Below are 19,135 nucleotides of genomic sequence, written 5' to 3'. Positions count from 1 at the left end.
CTAACGGCATCAGGTGTGCTTTGCGCACACCATACAGTTGACAGAGGAAGGGGTGGGAGACGATTTTCCGGTACCCCGTATGAGGAACCCGCCCCTTCCTCTGTCAACTGCCGCCCCCGCAACAAAACAGGGGCAGCAGTCAAATCAGAACATCAGTTGAAGCGGACGTAATCAAAGTCCACGGGCTGACGGTTGATGCCCATGACGGGTGGCGCGATCCAGTTGGCGAACTTGCCGGGCTCGACGACACGGCCCATCAGGCTGGCTACATAGGCGCGATCTTCGTTGGTTGGCAACCACTCGCCCACTTTGGCGTTCCACTCGGCCTCAGACACCACACGGCCATCGGGACTGATCTTGGCGCCCGACAAAGAGCCGATGTTGCGGTGGAAAGCCTTGTGTGGTGCGGTCAGCTTGAACGGGATGCCGGCCTTCTCGATCACGCGGTTCCAACGGTCGATACCGCCTTTGGAATCGGTGATGTAGTCGTCGCGCAGCACTTCGTTCAAAGCGTTGAGCATCGGCACTTCTTTTTCGACCAGCTTGCCGTCTTCGACCGACAGGATCTTGTAGCTGTTGCCCTTCAAGACGTGGTCATCGGTCCGCTTGCCTTCTTCGTAACGGCCTTTCAGGCCCGAGCTGTAGAAGGTGGCGGCGTTGGACGACTGGTCGGCACCGAACAGGTCGATGGTCACCGAGAAGTGGAAGTTGATGTAACGCTGGATGGTCGGCAGGTCGATCACACCGGCGGCGCGCAGCTTGCCCACGTCGTCGGTTTTCAGCTGGTTCATCACGTCCACGGTACGCTGGATGGTGCGGCTCACGCCGGACTCGCCCACGAACATGTGGTGTGCCTCTTCGGTCAGCATGAACTTGGTGGTGCGGGCCAATGGGTCAAAAGCCGACTCGGCCAAAGCGCACAGCTGGAACTTGCCGTCACGGTCGGTGAAGTAGGTGAACATGAAGAAGGACAACCAGTCAGGGGTCTTCTCGTTGAAGGCTTGCAGAATGCGGGGGTTGTCGGCGTTGCCGCTGTTGCGCTCGAGCAGGCCCTCGGCTTCTTCACGGCCGTCCTTGCCGAAGTACTTGTGCAGCAGGTACACCATGGCCCACAGGTGGCGGCCTTCTTCCACGTTCACCTGGAACAGGTTGCGCAGGTCGTACTGGCTGGGGGCGGTCAGGCCCAGGTGGCGCTGCTGCTCGACCGATGCGGGCTCGGTGTCGCCTTGTGTCACGATGATGCGGCGCAGGTTGGCGCGGTGTTCGCCAGGCACGTCTTGCCAGGCTTTCTCGCCGATGTGGTCACCGAAGTGGATCTTGCGGTCTTGCTCGCCGGGGTTCAAGAAAATGCCCCAACGGTAGTCGGGCATCTTGACGTGGCCAAACTGGGCCCAGCCTTGTGGATCGACGCTCACGGCGGTACGCAGATAGACATCGAAGTTTTGCGAGCCGTCAGGACCCATGTCATTCCACCACTGCAGGTAGTTGGGCTGCCAGTGCTCGAGCGCGCGTTGCAACGTGCGGTCTTCCGACAGGTTGACGTTGTTGGGGATTTTTTCGCTGTAGTTGATACCGGACATGAGGGTCTCCAGAAAATTAAAGCAACGGTGGGGTCAAATTTCGGTTGCAGCGCGGACCACCGGGAACCACGCTGCACAACGTCAAAACATCAAACGCGGTTCAGATCGAAGCTGACTTTTTCGCCTTTGCCGTAAACCTTCAAGGCACCTTTTTCGCCAACGGCGTTGGGGCGCTGGAAGATCCAGTTCTGCCAGGCGGTCAAGCGGCCGAAGATGCGGGTCAGCATGTTCTCTTGCTGAGCGAAACGCAGGTTGGCTTCCAGACCGGTCAGGGCGTCAGGCGACATGGACGAACGCTCTTCCAGGGCCAGACGGATCTCGTCGGCCCAGTCGATGTCGTCAGGCGCAGCCGTCACCAAGCCCAAGGCCAGTGCAGCGTCGGCGTCCAAGGCCTTGCCGATGGCGCCGCGTGCGGCGTCCATGGCGAGCGCTTCTTCGTAGAAGCGGCGCTGCAGGCGGGTCTGGTCATTGACCATGGGGAAGAAACCGAAGTTCATTTCGTTCAGCTGGATCTTGGGGGCCTTGGCGGCATCGTCCGGCAGCGCCAGCATGTAGGCGCGGTCGGCGCAGAAAGCCAGCTCGGCGAGTGTGCCGACAAAACATGTCCCCTCTTCGATCAGGGCGAACAGGCTGCGCGAGGTCACGTCCATGCGGGCCAGGGTGCGGCGCAGGTGGCCGATGGTTTCACGCACAAACCAGTGGTCCTTGTTCGCCAGCATGGTGGCGTCGGAGGCCAGCACCGCGGCAGCGTCGCCTGAAGTCTTGATGACCCAGGTGCCAATGTCGAGTTCGTTGGTGCGCATGTGCAGGATGGCGTCGTCGAGTTCACGCACCATCTGCAGCGGCCACCAGTTCACGCCTGCGGCTTCGATGCCGGCGATGTCGGTGGGCTGGGCCGTGGCGGGCGCCTTGACGGTGAAGGTGGCGATGCGCTTGGCGCGGTCGATGTCTACTGTGACATTGGTGTAAGTCAATGCGTCAGCGGCAATGGTGCGGTTGATCGGTGTGAGGGTCACACCTTTGGCGCCCACGGGGCGGATGCTGCCAGCGGCCAGCTTGGTGGCGCGCTCTTTGACCACCTCCTTGAAGGCGGCAGGCTTGGCGATCGCGTCGACCAAGCGCCAGTCCACGGCTTTTTGACCGCGCACACCTTCGACGCTGGTGCAGAAGATGTCGGCCAGGTCGTGGCGCACATGGCGCTTGTCGGTCACGCGGGTCAGGCCGCCGGTACCGGGCAGCACGCCCAGCAGGGGCACTTCAGGCAAAGACACGGCAGACGAGCGGTCGTCCACCAGCACGATGTCGTCGCAAGCCAGGGCCAGCTCGTAGCCACCACCTGCGCAAGCGCCGTTCAGGGCGGCAACGAATTTCAGGCCGTCGTGCTTGCTGGAGTCTTCGATGCCGTTGCGGGTTTCGTTGGTGAACTTGCAGAAGTTCACTTTCCAGCCGTGGGTCGAGACACCCAACATGAAGATGTTGGCGCCAGAGCAGAACACGCGGTCTTTCAAGCTGGTCACCACCACGGTGCGCACTTCAGGGTGCTCAAAGCGGATGCGCTGCAGCGCGTCGTGCAGCTCGATGTCCACACCCAGGTCGTAGCTGTTGAGCTTGAGTTTGTAGCCAGGGCGGATGCCGGCGTCTTCGTTGATGTTGATCGACAAGGTCGCGATCTCGCCCTCAAAGGCCAATTGGATGTGCTTGTACTCGGCTGGGCTGGTCTGGTAATTGACCTGAAGGGAAGTGCTCATGGCTGTCTCCGTCGGTGTAGAAGGGTTGATGGATGTCAAAAAATGCATTTCAGTGCATGTTGTATAGCAGTTTAATGCATGCTCACCCAACCTGCAACATGCACTTTAATTCATTTCATCAGTGTTTACCCTAGGAAATGAAGTTTTCTGCACCCCCTCAAGACACCAAGCTCAAATGCTGGCGAACCGAAGTACGCAAAGCCTGGAAGGCCTGGTCTTCGGTGCGCCCACTGGTGTTGATGGCCAGGTCGGCTTTGGAATAGAAGGCCGAGCGCCCCTCCAGAATGCGCTTGAGGTCTTCCATCGCCTCGCGACTGGCCGCCATGGGGCGCATGTCGCCTTGTGCGGCCACGCGCCCCATGTGGTCGGCCGCGTCGGCCTGCAGCCACACGGTCGTGCAGTGCGACAACAGCAGGTTGAAATTGGCCGAGTCGGACACCAAACCACCGGGCGTGGCGATCACCACTTCGGGGTAGATCTGGATGGCTTCTTCGAGGGCGCGGCGTTCGTAGCGGCGGTAGGCGTTGGCGCCATACAGGTTGTGGATTTCGCTGATCTGGCAACCGGCAAACTGCTCGATCTCGCGGCTCAGTTCAATGAAGGGAAAGCCCAGGTCATCGGCCAGGCGCTGGCCCAGCGAGGTCTTGCCCGCGCCGCGCAAGCCAATGAGGGCGATGCGGTTCTTGCGCTCTTGCGCGTTGCCGCCCTCGCCAAACATGTCACTCAGCTGCACACGCGCACGGCGCAAATCGGCCTCGCTGCGCTTGGAGAGCAATTCACGGATCAGCAGCCACTCGGGCGAAGTGGTGGTCACATCGCCCAGCAGCTCGGCCAGCGAGCATTGCAGGGCCTGCGCCACCTGCAGGAGCACCAGCACCGACACATTGCCGGTGCCGTATTCGAGGTTGGCCAAATGGCGCTCGGACACATCGGCCGCCACCGCCACGGCGCGGCGCGTCATGCCTTTGCGCGAACGCAAAGTGCGCACACGCTCGCCCAGCGCTTCCAGAAAAGGACTGCGCCGGGTTTCGGGCTCGGACGGCTCCATCAAGGTGGACTCTTGAGATGTCATGCTCAACCTTTGATCACAGACAAGGGAAAACCCTTAAATTTCAACAAACCCAAAACATGCACTTTAATGCATACTAACGGGCAAGCACAATAGTGCATCAACCGCTGTTTATACCGCCAACCGGGCTGCAAGAACAGTTTTTTTCCGATACGCCCCTGTCGGCGCATGCGAATCCACCGCCTGACCACGAATTTTTGAAAGCCACACCCATGACCACATTGCTTCCCAACTTCTTCGCAGGCCGCTGGCAAACCGGCACGGGCGCAGGCACGCCCCTGTTTGATCCTGTGCTGGGCACCGAACTGGCCCGCGTGTCCAGCAGCGGCATCGACCTGGCCAAAGGCTTTGCCTTTGCACGCGAGCAAGGCGGCGCGGCCCTGCGCGCCCTGAGCTACGGCCAGCGCGCCGCATTGCTCACCCAAATCGTGGAAGTGCTGCAGGCCAACCGCGATGCGTACTACGAGATCGCCACTGCCAACAGCGGCACCGTGGCCAAGGACTCGGGTGTGGACATCGACGGTGCCATCTTCACTCTGGGCTACTACGCCAAGCAGGGCGCAGCCCTGGGCGATGCCAAGCTGCTGCTGGACGGCCAGCGCATCCGCATGGCCAAGGACCCGGCTTTCCAGACCCAGCACATCCAGGTGCCCACGCAGGGTGTGGCGCTGTTCATCAATGCCTTCAACTTTCCCAGCTGGGGCCTGTGGGAAAAAGCCGCACCAGCCCTGCTCTCGGGCGTGCCCGTCATCATCAAGCCCGCCACGGCCACCGCCTGGCTGACCCAGCGCATGGTCAAGGACGTGGTCGACGCGGGCGTGCTGCCCGTGGGCGCGCTGTCGGTCATCTGCGGCTCCTCGGCCGGCCTCATGGACCAGCTGCAAGCCTTTGACGTGGTCAGCTTCACCGGCTCGGCCGAGACCGGCAAGATCATCCGCAGCCACCGCGCCGTGAGCGAGCAGTCGGTGCGCTGCAACATCGAGGCCGACAGCCTGAATTCCGCCCTGCTCTCGCCCGCCGCCACAGCCGACAGCGAAGCCTTCAAGCTGTTGGTGGCTGAAGTGGCCCGCGAGATGACCGTCAAATCGGGCCAGAAGTGCACGGCGATTCGCCGCATCTTCGTGCCCCGCGCCTTGTACAAAGCGGCCGCAGACGCCATTGGCGCGCGCCTGGCCAAAACCACCGTGGGCAACCCGCGCAATGAAACGGTGCGCATGGGCGCCCTGGTCAGCCAGGAACAGAAAGCCAGCGTGCTGGCGGGTCTGGCCCAACTCAAGACCGAAGCCACCGTGCTGTACGACGGCAACAGCACCACCCTGGTCGATGCCGATGCATCGAGCGCCTGCGTGGCCCCGGTGTTGCTGGGAACCGAATCGCCCATGACGGCGCAAGTGCTGCACGCGGTCGAGGTGTTCGGCCCCGTGTCCACCCTGATGCCTTACGACAGCATCGACGAGGCCTACGCCATGATCCGCCGCGGCGAAGGCTCGCTGGTGTGCTCGGTCTACAGCGAAGACCCGGCCTTCACCGCGCAAGCCTCGGTCGAGCTGGCCAGCAGCCACGGCCGTGTGCACGCGATTTCGCCCGATGTGGCGGCCCTGCACAGCGGCCACGGTAACGTGATGCCCATGAGTCTGCACGGCGGCCCTGGCCGTGCGGGCGGCGGCGAGGAGCTGGGCGGCTTGCGGGCGCTCAACTTCTACCACCGCCGTACTGCCGTGCAAGGCAGCGCCTTGGCCCTGGACCAGCTGGCCGCACAAGGCGTTGCCCTGCCCCTATGAACCTGCAGGAGGCCGCAGGGGCGGCCTCCTACAAAACCCCTATGGCCAGAAGCCCAAAACTGGACAAGATCACAGACATCCCGAGGAGACAAACATGACACGCACCGTGAATGCACCATCCGCCGACTTCAACTTTGCTCAGCACCTGATCGCCACCAACATCGGTCGTGCTGGCAAAACCGCGCTGATTGACGACGTCGGCTCATTGACTTATGGCGAGTTGACCGAGCAGATCCGCCGCTTTGCCGCAGGCCTGCAGGCCATGGGGATCAAGCGCGAAGAGCGCGTGCTCTTGCTCATGCAAGACAGCAGCGACTGGATCGTGGCCTTTTTGGGCTCGCTCTATGCGGGCGTGGTGCCGGTCGCGGTGAACACCTTGCTCACGGCCGAAGACTATGCCTTCATGCTCAGCAACAGCCGGGCGCAGGCCGCCCTGGTTTCGGGCGCCCTGCTGCCCACTTTGCAAAACGCCTTGGGCCTGGTCAAAACCGAGGTGCACCAGGTGGTGGTCTCGCGCCCCACAGGCCCCTTGGCACAGGGTCAATTCGACATGGCCGACTTTGTCGCCCAAAACCAGCCGGTGCTGCCGGCCCAGACCCTGGCCGATGAACCTGCTTTCTGGCTTTACTCGTCCGGCTCCACCGGCAAACCCAAGGGCACGGTGCACAGCCAGGGCAACCTGTACTGGACCGCCCAGCTGTATGGCCAAGGCGTGCTGAACCTGCAGGAAAGCGACACCGTGTTTTCGGCCGCCAAGCTGTTCTTTGCCTACGGCTTGGGCAACGCGCTCACCTTCCCGCTGAGCGTGGGGGCCACGGTGGTGCTGATGGCCGAGCGCCCCACCCCGCAAGCCACTTTCAAGCGCCTGGTCGACCACCAGCCCACCGTGTTTTATGGCGCGCCCACCGGCTACGGCGGCATGCTCGCCAGCCCGGACCTGCCCGCCAAAAGCCAGGTCGCGCTGCGCCTGTGCTCGTCGGCGGGTGAAGCCCTGCCGCGCGACATCGGCGAGCGCTGGACGCAGCACTTCGGCTGCGAAATCATCGACGGCATCGGCTCGACCGAAATGCTGCACGTCTTCCTGTCCAACCGCCCCGGCGACGTGCGCTACGGCACCACCGGCAAGCCCGTGCCCGGCTACGAAGTGCAGCTGCGCAACGAAGACGGCAGCGTGGTCACGGGCCATAACGAGATCGGCGACCTGTACATCCAGGGCCCCAGCAGCGCCCTCATGTACTGGAACAACCGCGAAAAATCGCGCGACACCTTCCAGGGCGTGTGGACCAAGAGCGGCGACAAGTACACCCGCGACCCCGACGGCTACTACACCTATGCGGGCCGCAATGACGACATGCTCAAAGTCAGCGGCATTTACGTCTCGCCCTTTGAGGTCGAAGCCACGCTGGTGCAGCACCCCGCCATTCTGGAAGCGGCCGTGATCGGCAAGGAAGACACCGACGGCCTGACCAAGACCAAGGCCTTCATCGTGCTCAAGGCGGGCCAGAGCCTGAGCGAAGCCGAAGTCAAAGCCTTTGTGAAGGAGCGCCTGGCCCCTTACAAATACCCGCGTTTCATTGACTTTGTGGCCGAGTTGCCCAAGACCGCCACGGGCAAGATCCAGCGCTTTCGCCTGCGCGAGCTGGAAAAAACGGGCGCTTGAACCTGCGCGCACCCGGCCAGCCCTGAAGCAGGCAGCCGGGTGTCTGGCTCAGGGCTTGAGCACGCGCAAGATCTCTTTTTGCAAAGCCGCTTGCGACATGGGCTTGGACACGTAGCCGTCGGCCCCCGCCGCGATGAACCGTTCCTTGTCCCCGGTCATGGCGTGGGCCGTGACCATCAGCACCGGGGTGCGCAAGCCGCTCACGGCCTCACGTGCACGCAAGGCCCGCAAGGCGGTCAAGCCGTCCATCACAGGCATCATCACATCCATCAAAACCACATCGAAGTGCTCTTGTGCCAGCAGGTCCAGCGCCTGCTGGCCGTCTGCGGCCACCGCGTAGCGGTAGCCCATGCGCTGCAGCATGATTTCGGCGAGCTTGCGGTTGATCTCATGGTCTTCCACCAGAAGCACCGAACACGGCACACCCTCAGTGGCGATCGGTGGCGGCACCGGTGCTTTGGCAGGTGCGGGTGCCAGCGCCTGCGCACTGGCTTGCTCCACCTTCCGGGCGGGCAAGGTGGCCACAAAAGTCGCGCCTTCACCGGGCCGCCCCTCGGCCGTGATGTAACCGCCCATCAGCTGCAGCAGGCTGCGCGTGATGGCCAGCCCCAGGCCCGTGCCACCAAAAGAACGGGTCACCGAACCATCGGCCTGGGTGAAGGGGCTGAACAAGGCCTCGGTGCGTTCGGGGTCAAAACCGATGCCCGTGTCGATGATGCTGATGCGCAGCAAAACGGTTTTGGCATCGACCGCAGGCACCAGTTCGGTCTTGACGGTGACCGAGCCCTCGTCGGTGAATTTGATGGCGTTGCCAATCAGGTTGGTCAGAACCTGGCGCATGCGCACCGGGTCCATCCACAGCAATTCGGGGATGTCGGGGGCGGTCTCCAGCCGCAAATCCACACCCTTGGCGCGGGCCAGTTGCTCCAGGGAGCGGGCGGTGTGGCGCACCAGCTGCACGGGGCTGACCTCCAGCAACTCCAGCTCCAGGGCTTTGGCTTCAATTTTGGAAAAGTCCAGGATCTCGTTGATGATTTGCAGCAAGTGGTTGGCCGAGTCGCGGGCCAGTACCAGGTATTCCCTTTGCCGCTCGGTGTCGGTGGTGTCCAGCGCCAGCTCGGTCATGCCCACAATGCCGTTCATGGGCGTGCGGATTTCATGGCTCATGTTGGCCAGGAATTCCCCACGCATGCGGTTGGCTTGTTCGGCTTTTTCCTTGGCCTCGACCAGCAGGTCCTGGGCACTTTGGATGGCGGTGAAGTCCTGCATGACCCCAATGAAGAAATGCCCGTTGTCGAGTCGGGTTTCACTGATCGTCAGGCGCACCGGGAACAGACTGCCATCGCGCCTGCGGCCTTGCAGGACACGCGGCTGGTTCATCAGTTTTTTCTCGCCTGTGTTCAGGTACCGGGCCATGTACTGGTCGTGCCGCGCTTGCACGGAATCGGCCATCAGCATGTTCACGCGCTGCCCCATCAAAGCCTGCATGGGGTAGTCAAAAATGGCGGCGGTGGCATCGTTGCACTGAACGATGTGACCCTGCGCATCGGCCACCACGATCGCCTCGGGCACCGATTTGAAAATGCTGTGCAGCTTGCTCTCGCTCAAGCGCAGATTGCGCTCCACCTGCTCACGCTCGGCAATCTCTTCGCTGAGCTGGCGGATCGCCAGTTGCCGCTCGTTGGACAACTGGCGTGAGGTCATCAAGGCCGTGCGGATGCGTTTGACGGAAAACCAGATCAACAAAAAGCCCAGCAACAACAACACCAGCAAAACCACGAAGGTGCGGTTCAGCACCCCGGTGCTGGCCAGCTGCCACTGCGAAACAGGCAGCACCACTTCCAAAGCACCGCGCACATCCCCCACCTGCCAATCGGTTCGGGGCGAGCCTGGATAGCTGTTGTGGCAGGCCACGCAACTGGACAGCATGCGGTCGGCTTGCGCAAAACGCAGCACCCGGGTGCCGTTCATGATCTCTTCACGCACGAAGGGCTGGTTGGGTTTTTCCTTGAGGTGTTGCAGGGCCTGTTTCTGGAAATCGTCCAGCGAACGCTCGGCCACCCGCCAGGGAAAAGGCTGGTCGCTGTACAGGCGCACCTGGGTGCCACCATCGACCTTGGACAGGTAATGCCCCAAATCGATCGTGAGCGTAGCGGGCAGCGGCAAGGCGTTGTCACGCGACTGGTAATCGTGGGTGACGACCATGCCCCCCTTCACAGCCCGGGGCACCAGCTCCTGGGTGTAGAAATTGCGAAATTGCGTGACCGAAGCGGCATGGGTCTGGGCGCTCTCGGCAGCGTACTGCTGCACCATCGCCTCGCTCGACTGGTAGGTGTAGACCACCACCCAAAGCCCCATGGCCATCAACACGCCGCCCAGCCACTCCATGGGCCAGCGCAGCAGGGCCTGGTGAATCCAGTAGATCAAACGTTTGGGATCATTCACTTTGTATCCTGATGACAAAGCGAATGATAGCAACGAATACCTAAGTTTTATTCAAGAGTAAGGCGCGGGTATCCATGCGCTCACCCAGACCGACAGGTGCCCCTGTCGGTCTGCGCTCAAGTGTCCTTGCTGACCTTGATGGTCGGAAACTTGGACGAGAAGTCCTTGGCTTTGGCCGCGATCTTGACCGCCACCTGGCGGGCCACGGCCTTGTAGATCTGGGCCACTTCGCCATCGGGGTCGTAGACCACGGTGGGCTTGCCGCTGTCGGCTTGCAGGCGAATCTGCATGTCCAGCGGCAGTGCGCCCAGGTAGTCCATGCCGTATTCGGCAGCCATTTTTTTGCCGCCATCTGCGCCAAAAATGTGCTCCACATGGCCACAGTTGGTGCACACGTGCACCGCCATGTTTTCTACCAAGCCCAAAATCGGCACGCCGACTTTCTCGAACATCTTCACGCCTTTTTTGGCGTCCAAGAGGGCAATGTCCTGCGGCGTGGTCACGATCACCGCGCCGGTCATGGGCACGCGCTGGCTCAGCGTCAGCTGGATGTCGCCCGTGCCGGGCGGCATGTCCACGATCAAATAGTCGAGCTCTTTCCAGTTGGTCTGGCGCAGCAGCTGCTCCAGCGCCTGGGTGGCCATGGGGCCGCGCCAGATCATGGCTTCGTCGGGATTGACCAGAAAACCGATCGACATGACCTGCACGCCGTAGTTTTCCAGCGGCTCCATGGTCTGGCCGTCTTCGCTCTCGGGACGGCCTTCGATGCCCATCATCATGGGCTGGCTGGGTCCGTAGATGTCGGCGTCGAGCAGGCCCACTTTGGCGCCTTCGGCGGCAAGGGCCAGCGCCAGATTCACGGCAGTGGTGCTTTTGCCCACGCCGCCCTTGCCCGAGGCCACGGCCACGATGTTTTTCACCTGCGGCAGCAGGGCCACACCGCGCTGAGCAGCGTGCGCCGTGATCTTGCTGGTCACGTTGGCCGAGACGTTGGCCACGCCCACCACGCCTTTGGCGGCGGCAATCAAGGCTTGGCGCAGGGCCGGAATCTGGCTCTTGGCCGGGTAGCCCAGCTCCACATCAAAGGACACATCACCGCCTTCGACTTGCAGGTTTTTCAGGACTTTGGTGGAAACGAAATCTTTGCCCGTGTTGGGGTCAATGACGGCTTGCAGGGCCTGGAGGAGTTGTTCGGTGGTCGCCATGGGTTTCTTTGTTAAAAAATTTGGTTCGAAGTCTAACGGGCTTCAGTTTTGTCCAAAAAAGCGTCGATCGATGTCCGCACGCCATGCGCGGTCAAAGACCAGGCCGCATTCCAATTGCGTGCGACCGTCTTGTTCCAGCGCCAAGTCACCCGCCTGCGCAAAGCGTTCATCGCAAAAAGCCTCTGTCAGACGGGCCAACAGCGCTTGTTTGTAATCGGTGTCCTCGTTATCTAGGTGCAGGCCCTTGGTTTCCATGAGTACCAGGCGGGCCTCATTGCCCTCGCTCAAAAAGCCAAATACAAAGTCCGGGTACACCTTGTGCCTGCGCCAGCCTTGCAAGCCGTATTGGGTTTTGGCCACATTGCGGTGCCACCAGCGCAAAGCAGCTTGCTCGTCCAAATAACCCGCAAAAGCGGCCTCAAATTCATTCATATCAGGCGTTTGCAAAGCGGGCACCAACAGACTCTTTTGTACATCGGTCAAACCATCACTGCGGGTGAGTTTGTGGGCCTTGCCGGTTTGCAGCCATTCGTCGTGGCTGGGCAATTCGTAATCGGTGGCATCCGCACGAAGGCGAAACTCGATGCGCCCCTCCTTGGTCAAAGCCTCAAACACCTGCTGTGCCATCTCGTCACGCCAGGCTTCCAGGTCTACCCGCAACTGCTCGATCAAGGTGGCCGCCGACGCCGCCACCACAGATTCAGCCCACTTCTGCAAGCAGCGCTGGGCCACCACATCCACCCAGCCCCAGACCAGCCAAGGGTTGGGAGCGATGTCGACCAAAGCCCGCACCAACTGCCCACGGTCCAGGGTCAGGGGCTCGGTGGACTCATTGCGCGCACGGCGCAGCGGAGCCTGCACGTCTTGCAGCACCGTCAAATCCACCATCAAGCGGGCCTCGCTGCCCGACATGCGGTCTGACGTGTGGAGTGACTGACTAGGTTTCCAGCCCACCGCCAAAGTCTCGGGGTTCAGGTCTTGCCAAGGCAAGCGGGCCAGCACATCGCTCTCGTACACCAGCTTGCGCCGGGGCTGGCCAGGCTCAGCCCAGGTCACGGTGGGCAAAAACAAACGCAAATGCGCCAGTCCCTCGCGCCGCGTCAATTGGCGCACCTGCGGGGCATCCGGCCCCGAGCCACCATCGCCGCGCACCGCCATGGCCAAGTCCCCCATGCCCTCGGTCTCCAGCGACTGCTTGATGGCCTTGACCACCTCGCCCGTCTGGATGTCATGGCAAAACACATAACAAGCGTCCAGCGACTCATGGCCGGTTTTGGCCACATGGGGCAGCCGCAAAATCCGCCCCACCAATTGCGTGAGCGCCCGCTTGCCCTTGCTGGCCGCCAGCGAACACAGCACATAGGCAAAGGGGCAATCCCAGCCCTCTTGCAAGGCCTGCTTGGTGATGATCACCCGCACCTGCGAGGTGGGCGAGAGCAAATCCTCGTCGCCCAATTCGTCCTTGTCGCTGGTTTTTTCGCGGATTTGCGTCTCGGCAAAGCCCATCTGCGCCAAAAACTCGCGCACATGCTGAGCGTGGATGAAGCCCGAATCGATCTGGTCTTTGCCCGTGCGCTCCACCTGCACCAGCAAAATCGGCCGAATGTAGCGCGCCGTCTCGCCCTGCAGCACCTCGGCCTGTCGGGCCAGCGCATTGAGTTGGTCCACGCTGGCAGATAAGCAGCTTTGCCAGTCGGCCCAAGCGCGCACGTCCACATGAATGGGCAGCTTGATCATCTCGGCGGCATCCAGATCGGTGCCGCGCACGTCCACCAAAATGTTGGAACCCGACACCGCGCCCGTCGCTTTACTGCCTGACGCGCCCACCTCGGCCACACGCGGCGTGGCCGACAACTCCAGCATGAAGGACGGGTTGAACCCGTCAATGGTGCGCAAAGCGTTGTCGGTGTAGCCGTGGTGCCCTTCGTCAATCACCACCATCGGGCGCACAAGCCGCATCACATTGCCCAGCGAGCTTTTGACAATACTGCCCTTTTGGCGTGCATGAATACCTCCCGAATCGTTGCTCGATCCGTCAGCCCAAACACTGCCATACACATCCAGATTCGGCACATCGGCCAGCAAAGCCCAATGGGCCTCAATGTCGTCCTCGAACGGCAAAAAACCCTGCACATTGCCCCGGTCCCGGAAAAAGCGCAGCGTCTCCTTGGACTGCCGCGCCGCTGAAGCCAGCATCAGCACCATCACGCACAAATGGCTTTCCACATCCAGGCGCGACAGCGGCGAGTCTTTTTCCAAAATCTTCACGCGCCCTGCCCCGGCCACGTTGAGCATTTGCCGGTAAGGGTGGTCGCGGTTGGACAGTGTCTTGAGGGTCTGGCGGTAAATCGCCTCGTTGGGTACCACCCACAGCACCAGGCCGGTAGACCTGCGCAAATACCCTTCAAACACCTTGCCCACGCTGGCCGCAGCCAGCAGCGTCTTGCCGCCGCCCGTGGGCACCTTCAGGCACACATTCGGAATCGCCCGGCCAGCCCCGTCAAAGCGGCTGGAATGCGGGCGCTCGGCATAGGCCTCTGGCAAAGCACGCGCATCGTGCAAGGCCTGCCAAGCCGACTTGGGGAAATCAGCCAGGGACTGCTTGGCATCGCTCATCTTCTCCATGGCCTTGACCTGCGCCATGGCCGCCAAAGCCTGCTCGGAATCGGCGCGGGCCGTGCGCAGCTCGGCCAAATAGGCATCCAACTTGAGCAGCGACTTGGCCTGAAAGTCTTTCAGATCGTCAAACCCCAGTGCACGGGGCAAGCTCACCGCCGCTTGGCGCGGCTGCCAAAACACCTGCCGATCTTTTTCCACCTGCTGCCTGAAGCCATCGCTCAAAGTCGATTGCCAATGGCTCAAATCAATGCCCCTGAGCGAACGCAAATCGTCCACTGCCGCCCAAAGCGCCGTGAAGTCCTGTGCGCTCCAATCGGGCGCATCCGCCATCAGATCAACGTCTGACGCCGGGCGATGGTCGCCCCGGGCGCGGGACCCATACACCCACACGCGCTCCAGCCCTGCAAAGCGATCAAACACGGCATGCAGCTGTCGCGTGAGCTCTGGCGCCAAGCCAAAGTCGATCACCGTGTTGGAAACCTCGTCCATCATGCTTGCGCCTGCAGGTGCGCCAGCACGCGCTCAAACTCCGGGATGGCATCCAGGCGCACCATGGCGGCCAGACTGATGGCCATGTCTTCATCGTAGGCATGGCTCACCCCATTGCGACCTTTGCGCAAGCGATCCCACAAGGACTCATCGGTGATGTAACGCATCTTGAATGCCGTCTCCAACGCGGCAAACGCCACCCTTGGGGTTTCCACATCCCCCTTGTCCTGCAGCACGGCCCGCATGGCTTGCCAAGCCATTTCAAACGTGTAGACAAAGCGCAGCAACAGCGAATCGCGCGTCTTGCGGTCTTCACTGTCTTGCGCTGTCTCTTTCAGCGTTGCAAGGGCTTGCGCAAACTTCTCTAACTGCAACTTCGTACTGTGAGAAAAAGCCATTTCACCACCCCCTTAACAAAGCAAACGGCAGCGCCGCAAAGTCCATGCGGTGCTCGGCCAATTGCTTGTTGCTCAAATACTTGGCCGGTGCAAACACCAGGTGCTTTTTGCCATCGCCCTTGTCCAAGCCCCACTGGGCAAAGGCCTGCGCACGACTCAGGTTGAGCGCCGCCTCGGTCGACTTGAGGAAGGCCAGACTCGGCTCGTACACCAGCCAGACATGCGCATCGGCCGCCTCGCCCAGATAAAAACGCGGGGCTTTTTTGGGGGTGGGTGGCAGCGTGCCGCCAGTGGCGGTATGAAACAACCAGGCCCCAAGAGCCTCGAAAGTGGGCAAGATTTCGCCTGACAGCATCTTCTCGATGTTGAGCGGCTCGCCCAGCGTGCAATAGGTGAACTCGCCGCCCAGCCCTTCGGCGCGTTCGGAGACTTTCTTTTCCCCCTCCACCCGCAGCACGCCGTCTTTCAGCTCGACGTTGATCTTGTCAAAACGCTTTTGACCTGTATTTTTCAATGTCGCGTCTTGTTTGGGGATGCCCACTTGAATTTCGGCCCCAGGTCGCAGCAGTGTGAGTTGTGTCGATTCCTCCACAAAACCTTCGCGCTGCTTGATCGCCTCGACCTTGGCCAGCCAGTCGGCGGCTTTTTTGAACTGGGTGAAATTGATCTTTTCTTCCAGCAGCGTCTCGCGCTGCGTGCCCACCCAGGCATAACCTTGGATGGCGCGGCGCACCCGCTCGGCGGTCAAGCGGTCGGCATAGTCCTCGCCCTCGACCAAGATGAATTGACGGCGGCCGTTGTCTTTGGCGTTGGCCTTGAGCACGGCGTGGGCCGTGGTGGCACTGCCGGCAAAACTGTCGAGCACGATGGAATCGGGATGGCTGGCCAGCTCCAAAATTCGTTCCAACAAAGCCACCGGTTTGGGGGTGATGGTGGACTCTTCGTCCTTGAGCATGCCCATTTCGATCAGGGTTTTCTTGGCGTCTTGCGTGTGACCGACTTCGTCGTAAAACCAGAGGGTTTGGGGCGTGCGGCCTTGTTTGACTTCAGAAAGATAACGCTTCAAACGAGGTTGATTCCCGCCATCTTCACCCCACCAAATCCGTCCATCAGCATCCATTTCTTTGAATTTGGACTCTTTGACACGCCAAAAAGTACCTGGCGGAGGACCATCAATCACTCGCCCGCTTGGGCAAGTGATTGGATATGTGCCCTCACTGTAAAAATTACGTGCTGAAAGATCACCGGAAGTCCAAGGGCCACGCTTATCGTTGTCAGGGTTTGCAAACCTGTCATCCATTTCTTGGGTGCGCTCCAACAAATTGGGCCGCCAAACCTTTTTGTCTTTGGCATAAACCAGCACATAGTCATGGTCTTCGCTGAAAAACTGCGCCGTATTTTTCGGCGAAAAGTTCTTCTGCCAAATGCAAGTCGCCACAAAATTCTCAGCGCCAAAAATCTCGTCCAGCATGTCCCGGGCGTGGTGCACCTCGTTGTCGTCCAGCGTGATCCAGATCGAACCTTGGTCAGCCATCAACTCGCGCAGCAACACCAGGCGCGGCCACATCATGCACAGCCACTTGTCGTGCCGCAGCATGTCCTCGCCGTCCACCGGGTTGGTGCTCAGCCACTCTTTCATGATCGGGCTGTTCACCCCATCGCTGTAGCACCAGCCTTCATTGCCGGTGTTGTATGGCGGGTCAATGAACACCACATCCACCTTGCCCGCGTAGCGCGGCAGCAAAGCCTTGAGGGCATGCAGGTTGTCCCCATGAATGACCAGACTGCTGTTCAAGTCTCCCGGCCCGATCCCTTTGGCCTTGTCCACCACCAGCGGCCGATAAGGCACCGTCAGGTGGTGGTTGTACACATATTCTTTGCCTTTGAAGACGATTTCGGGCATGGCGGGATTTCTGAGTTTTGGAGGTTAACCGGGCTCAATTCGCCCATGGCGGGCATTGTCGCAGAGCCTGCCACCTGCCCATGCTTCAGCTCCTTGGGGCCATCCCTATAAAATCGCCCCCTTGTCTTGAAGGTTTACACCCATGTCTGCCCCCAACGCGCCCCGCCAACTCTTCGTCACCACCGCCTTGCCGTATGCCAACGGCAATTTCCACATCGGCCACATCATGGAATACATCCAGGCCGACATTTGGGTGCGGTTCCAACGCATGCAGGGCAGCCAGGTCAACTTTGTGGGCGCAGACGACACCCACGGCGCGCCCATCATGATCGCTGCCGAAAAAGCGGGCAAAACGCCCCAGCAGTTCGTGGCCGACATCGCCGCGGGCCGCAAGCCCTATCTGGACGGTTTTCACATCCAGTTCGACAACTGGCACAGCACCGACGCCCCTGAAAACCACGAGCTGGCCCGCCAGATTTACCGCGACCTGCGCGACATTTCGGCGGCCGACGGTGGCTCGCTGATCGAAGTGCGCGCCGTAGAGCAGTTCTTCGACCCCGAGAAGAACATGTTCCTGCCCGACCGCTTCATCAAAGGCGAGTGCCCCAAGTGCCACGCCAAAGACCAGTACGGCGACAACTGCGAGAGCTGCGGCGCGGTCTACGCCCCAACCGACCTGATCAACCCGTTTTCTGCCCTGTCGGGTGCCAAGCCCGAGCTCAAAACCTCGGAACACTTTTTCTTCAAGCTGTCCGACCCCCGCTGCGTCGAGTTCTTGAGCCAGTGGACCCAAGACGGCAAGCTGCAGCCCGAGGTGGCCAACAAAGTCAAAGAGTGGTTCAGCGTGCGCACCAACCCCGACGGCAGCACCAGCGAAGGCCTGGGCGACTGGGACATCTCGCGCGACGCGCCTTACTTCGGCATCGAAGTCCCCGACGCGCCGGGCAAGTACTTTTACGTCTGGCTGGACGCGCCTGTGGGCTATCTGGCGTCGCTGAAAAACCTGCTCGACAAGCGCGGGGAGGACTACAACGCCTACATGGCCAACCCGAATCTGGAGCAATACCACTTCATCGGCAAAGACATCGTCACCTTCCACACGCTGTTCTGGCCGGCCATGCTGCATTTCTCGGGCCGCAAAACGCCCAACAGCGTGTTCGTGCACGGCTTCCTCACGGTGAACAACGGCGAGAAGATGAGCAAGAGCCGGGGCACGGGTCTGGACCCGCTCAAGTACCTGAGCCTGGGCATGAACCCCGAGTGGCTGCGCTACTACCTGGCGGCCAAACTCTCGGCCCGCAACGAGGACATCGACTTCAATGCCGAAGACTTCATGGCGCGCGTGAACAGCGATTTGATCGGCAAGTTCGTCAACATCGCTTCGCGCTCGGCCGGCTTCATCGCCAAGCGCTTTGACGGCCAACTCGGCACGGTGAGCGCCGACGGCCAGGCCCTGCTGGCCGCGCTGCAAAGCGCCACGCCCGGCATCGCCGCCTTGTACGAAGAGCGCGAATACGCCAAGGCCCTGCGCGAGGTCATGCTGCTGGCCGACAAGGTCAACGCCTACGTGGACCAGAACAAACCCTGGGAATTGGCCAAACAAGAAGGCCAGGAAGCGCGCCTGCACGACGCCTGCACCGCCTGCATCGAAGCCTTCCGCCTGCTCACACTGCAACTCAAGCCCGTGCTGCCCGCACTGGCCGCGCAGGTCGAGGCCTTCCTGAATGTTGCGCCCTTCAGCTTTGCCCAGGCGCAAAGCCTGCTGGGTGCAGGCCACCGCATCAACGCCTACCAGCACCTGATGCAGCGCGTCACCCCTGAGCAACTCGACGCCCTGTTCGAGCCGCTCGCCGTGGTCGAAGAGAAAGTCATCCCCGGCGGTGAAGAAATCGCACCGACGATCGGCATCGACGACTTTGCCAAAGTGGACCTGCGCATCGCCCAGATCGTCAACTGCGAACCCGTGGAAGGCTCGGTCAAGTTGCTGCGCCTGACGCTGGACGTGGGCGAAGGCCGCATGCGCAATGTCTTTTCCGGCATTGCCAGCATGTACAAGCCCGAAGACCTGATCGGCAAGTTGACGGTGATGGTGGCCAACCTGGCCCCGCGCAAGATGAAGTTTGGTGTGAGTGAGGGCATGGTGCTGGCCGCCAGCCACGCCGACGACAAAACCGATGCCGGCATTTATGTGCTGCAGCCCTGGCCGGGTGCCCAACCCGGCATGCGGATCCACTGAGA

Annotated in this window: 11 protein-coding genes; 3 read left to right on the top strand and 8 right to left on the bottom strand. The window is 61.3% G+C overall.

What is annotated here, in order from left to right; translation table 11 throughout:
• Window positions 1-152 precede the first annotated feature (152 nt).
• The 3 genes from boxB to ACZ5RT_RS05955 all read right to left on the bottom strand — a co-directional run bounded on the left by boxB (window position 153) and on the right by ACZ5RT_RS05955 (window position 4,400).
• Window positions 153-1,580, bottom strand: coding sequence for a benzoyl-CoA 2,3-epoxidase subunit BoxB (gene boxB / locus ACZ5RT_RS05965; RefSeq protein ID WP_464453848.1), 1,428 nt, complete (start codon window positions 1,578-1,580; stop codon window positions 153-155).
• Window positions 1,581-1,669: 89 nt separating this feature from the next.
• The gene (gene boxC, locus ACZ5RT_RS05960) at window positions 1,670-3,328 is read right to left on the bottom strand and encodes a 2,3-epoxybenzoyl-CoA dihydrolase (RefSeq protein WP_464453847.1); all 1,659 of its coding nucleotides are present in this window, start codon (window positions 3,326-3,328) and stop codon (window positions 1,670-1,672) included.
• 157 nt (window positions 3,329-3,485) lie between these two features.
• Complete coding sequence (locus tag ACZ5RT_RS05955; protein ID WP_291923740.1) at window positions 3,486-4,400, bottom strand: helix-turn-helix transcriptional regulator; 915 nt, start codon at window positions 4,398-4,400, stop codon at window positions 3,486-3,488.
• A 209-nt stretch (window positions 4,401-4,609) separates the two neighbouring features.
• Between ACZ5RT_RS05955 and ACZ5RT_RS05950 the strand changes: the two genes are divergently transcribed.
• Both ACZ5RT_RS05950 and ACZ5RT_RS05945 read left to right on the top strand, forming a co-directional pair.
• Window positions 4,610-6,178 carry a 3,4-dehydroadipyl-CoA semialdehyde dehydrogenase gene (locus ACZ5RT_RS05950; RefSeq protein ID WP_464453846.1) on the top strand — a complete coding sequence of 523 codons (1,569 nt, stop codon included), beginning with the start codon at window positions 4,610-4,612 and terminating at the stop codon, window positions 6,176-6,178.
• Between the two features lie 94 nt (window positions 6,179-6,272).
• The gene (locus ACZ5RT_RS05945) at window positions 6,273-7,838 is read left to right on the top strand and encodes a benzoate-CoA ligase family protein (RefSeq protein ID WP_464453845.1); all 1,566 of its coding nucleotides are present in this window, start codon (window positions 6,273-6,275) and stop codon (window positions 7,836-7,838) included.
• A gap of 48 nt (window positions 7,839-7,886) precedes the next feature.
• Here the strand turns inward: ACZ5RT_RS05945 and ACZ5RT_RS05940 are convergent, their stop codons facing one another.
• The 5 genes from ACZ5RT_RS05940 to ACZ5RT_RS05920 all read right to left on the bottom strand — a co-directional run bounded on the left by ACZ5RT_RS05940 (window position 7,887) and on the right by ACZ5RT_RS05920 (window position 16,897).
• Window positions 7,887-10,283, bottom strand: a complete 2,397-nt coding sequence (locus ACZ5RT_RS05940; protein WP_464453844.1) for a response regulator — start codon at window positions 10,281-10,283, stop codon at window positions 7,887-7,889.
• Window positions 10,284-10,399: 116 nt separating this feature from the next.
• Window positions 10,400-11,488, bottom strand: coding sequence for an iron-sulfur cluster carrier protein ApbC (gene apbC, locus ACZ5RT_RS05935; protein WP_291923748.1), 1,089 nt, complete (start codon window positions 11,486-11,488; stop codon window positions 10,400-10,402).
• Window positions 11,489-11,530: 42 nt separating this feature from the next.
• Window positions 11,531-14,599: a DEAD/DEAH box helicase family protein gene (locus ACZ5RT_RS05930; protein WP_464453843.1), complete on the bottom strand. Its 3,069-nt coding sequence runs from the start codon at window positions 14,597-14,599 to the stop codon at window positions 11,531-11,533.
• Window positions 14,596-14,994 carry an HI0074 family nucleotidyltransferase substrate-binding subunit gene (locus ACZ5RT_RS05925; protein WP_464453842.1) on the bottom strand — a complete coding sequence of 133 codons (399 nt, stop codon included), beginning with the start codon at window positions 14,992-14,994 and terminating at the stop codon, window positions 14,596-14,598. Before ACZ5RT_RS05925 ends, ACZ5RT_RS05930 begins: the two co-directional genes overlap by 4 nt.
• A 1-nt stretch (window position 14,995) precedes the next feature.
• Window positions 14,996-16,897: a site-specific DNA-methyltransferase gene (locus ACZ5RT_RS05920; RefSeq protein WP_464453841.1), complete on the bottom strand. Its 1,902-nt coding sequence runs from the start codon at window positions 16,895-16,897 to the stop codon at window positions 14,996-14,998.
• Between the two features lie 142 nt (window positions 16,898-17,039).
• Here ACZ5RT_RS05920 and metG point away from each other — a divergent pair, with 142 nt between their 5' ends.
• Entirely contained in the window at window positions 17,040-19,133 is a 2,094-nt protein-coding gene (gene metG / locus ACZ5RT_RS05915) for a methionine--tRNA ligase (RefSeq protein ID WP_464453840.1), read from the top strand.
• Window positions 19,134-19,135 lie beyond the last annotated feature (2 nt).

The sequence above is a fragment of the Limnohabitans sp. TEGF003 genome (assembly GCF_055395455.1).
Note: the sequence above shows the minus strand (reverse complement) of the source record. Positions and strands in the feature narration are given on the sequence as shown.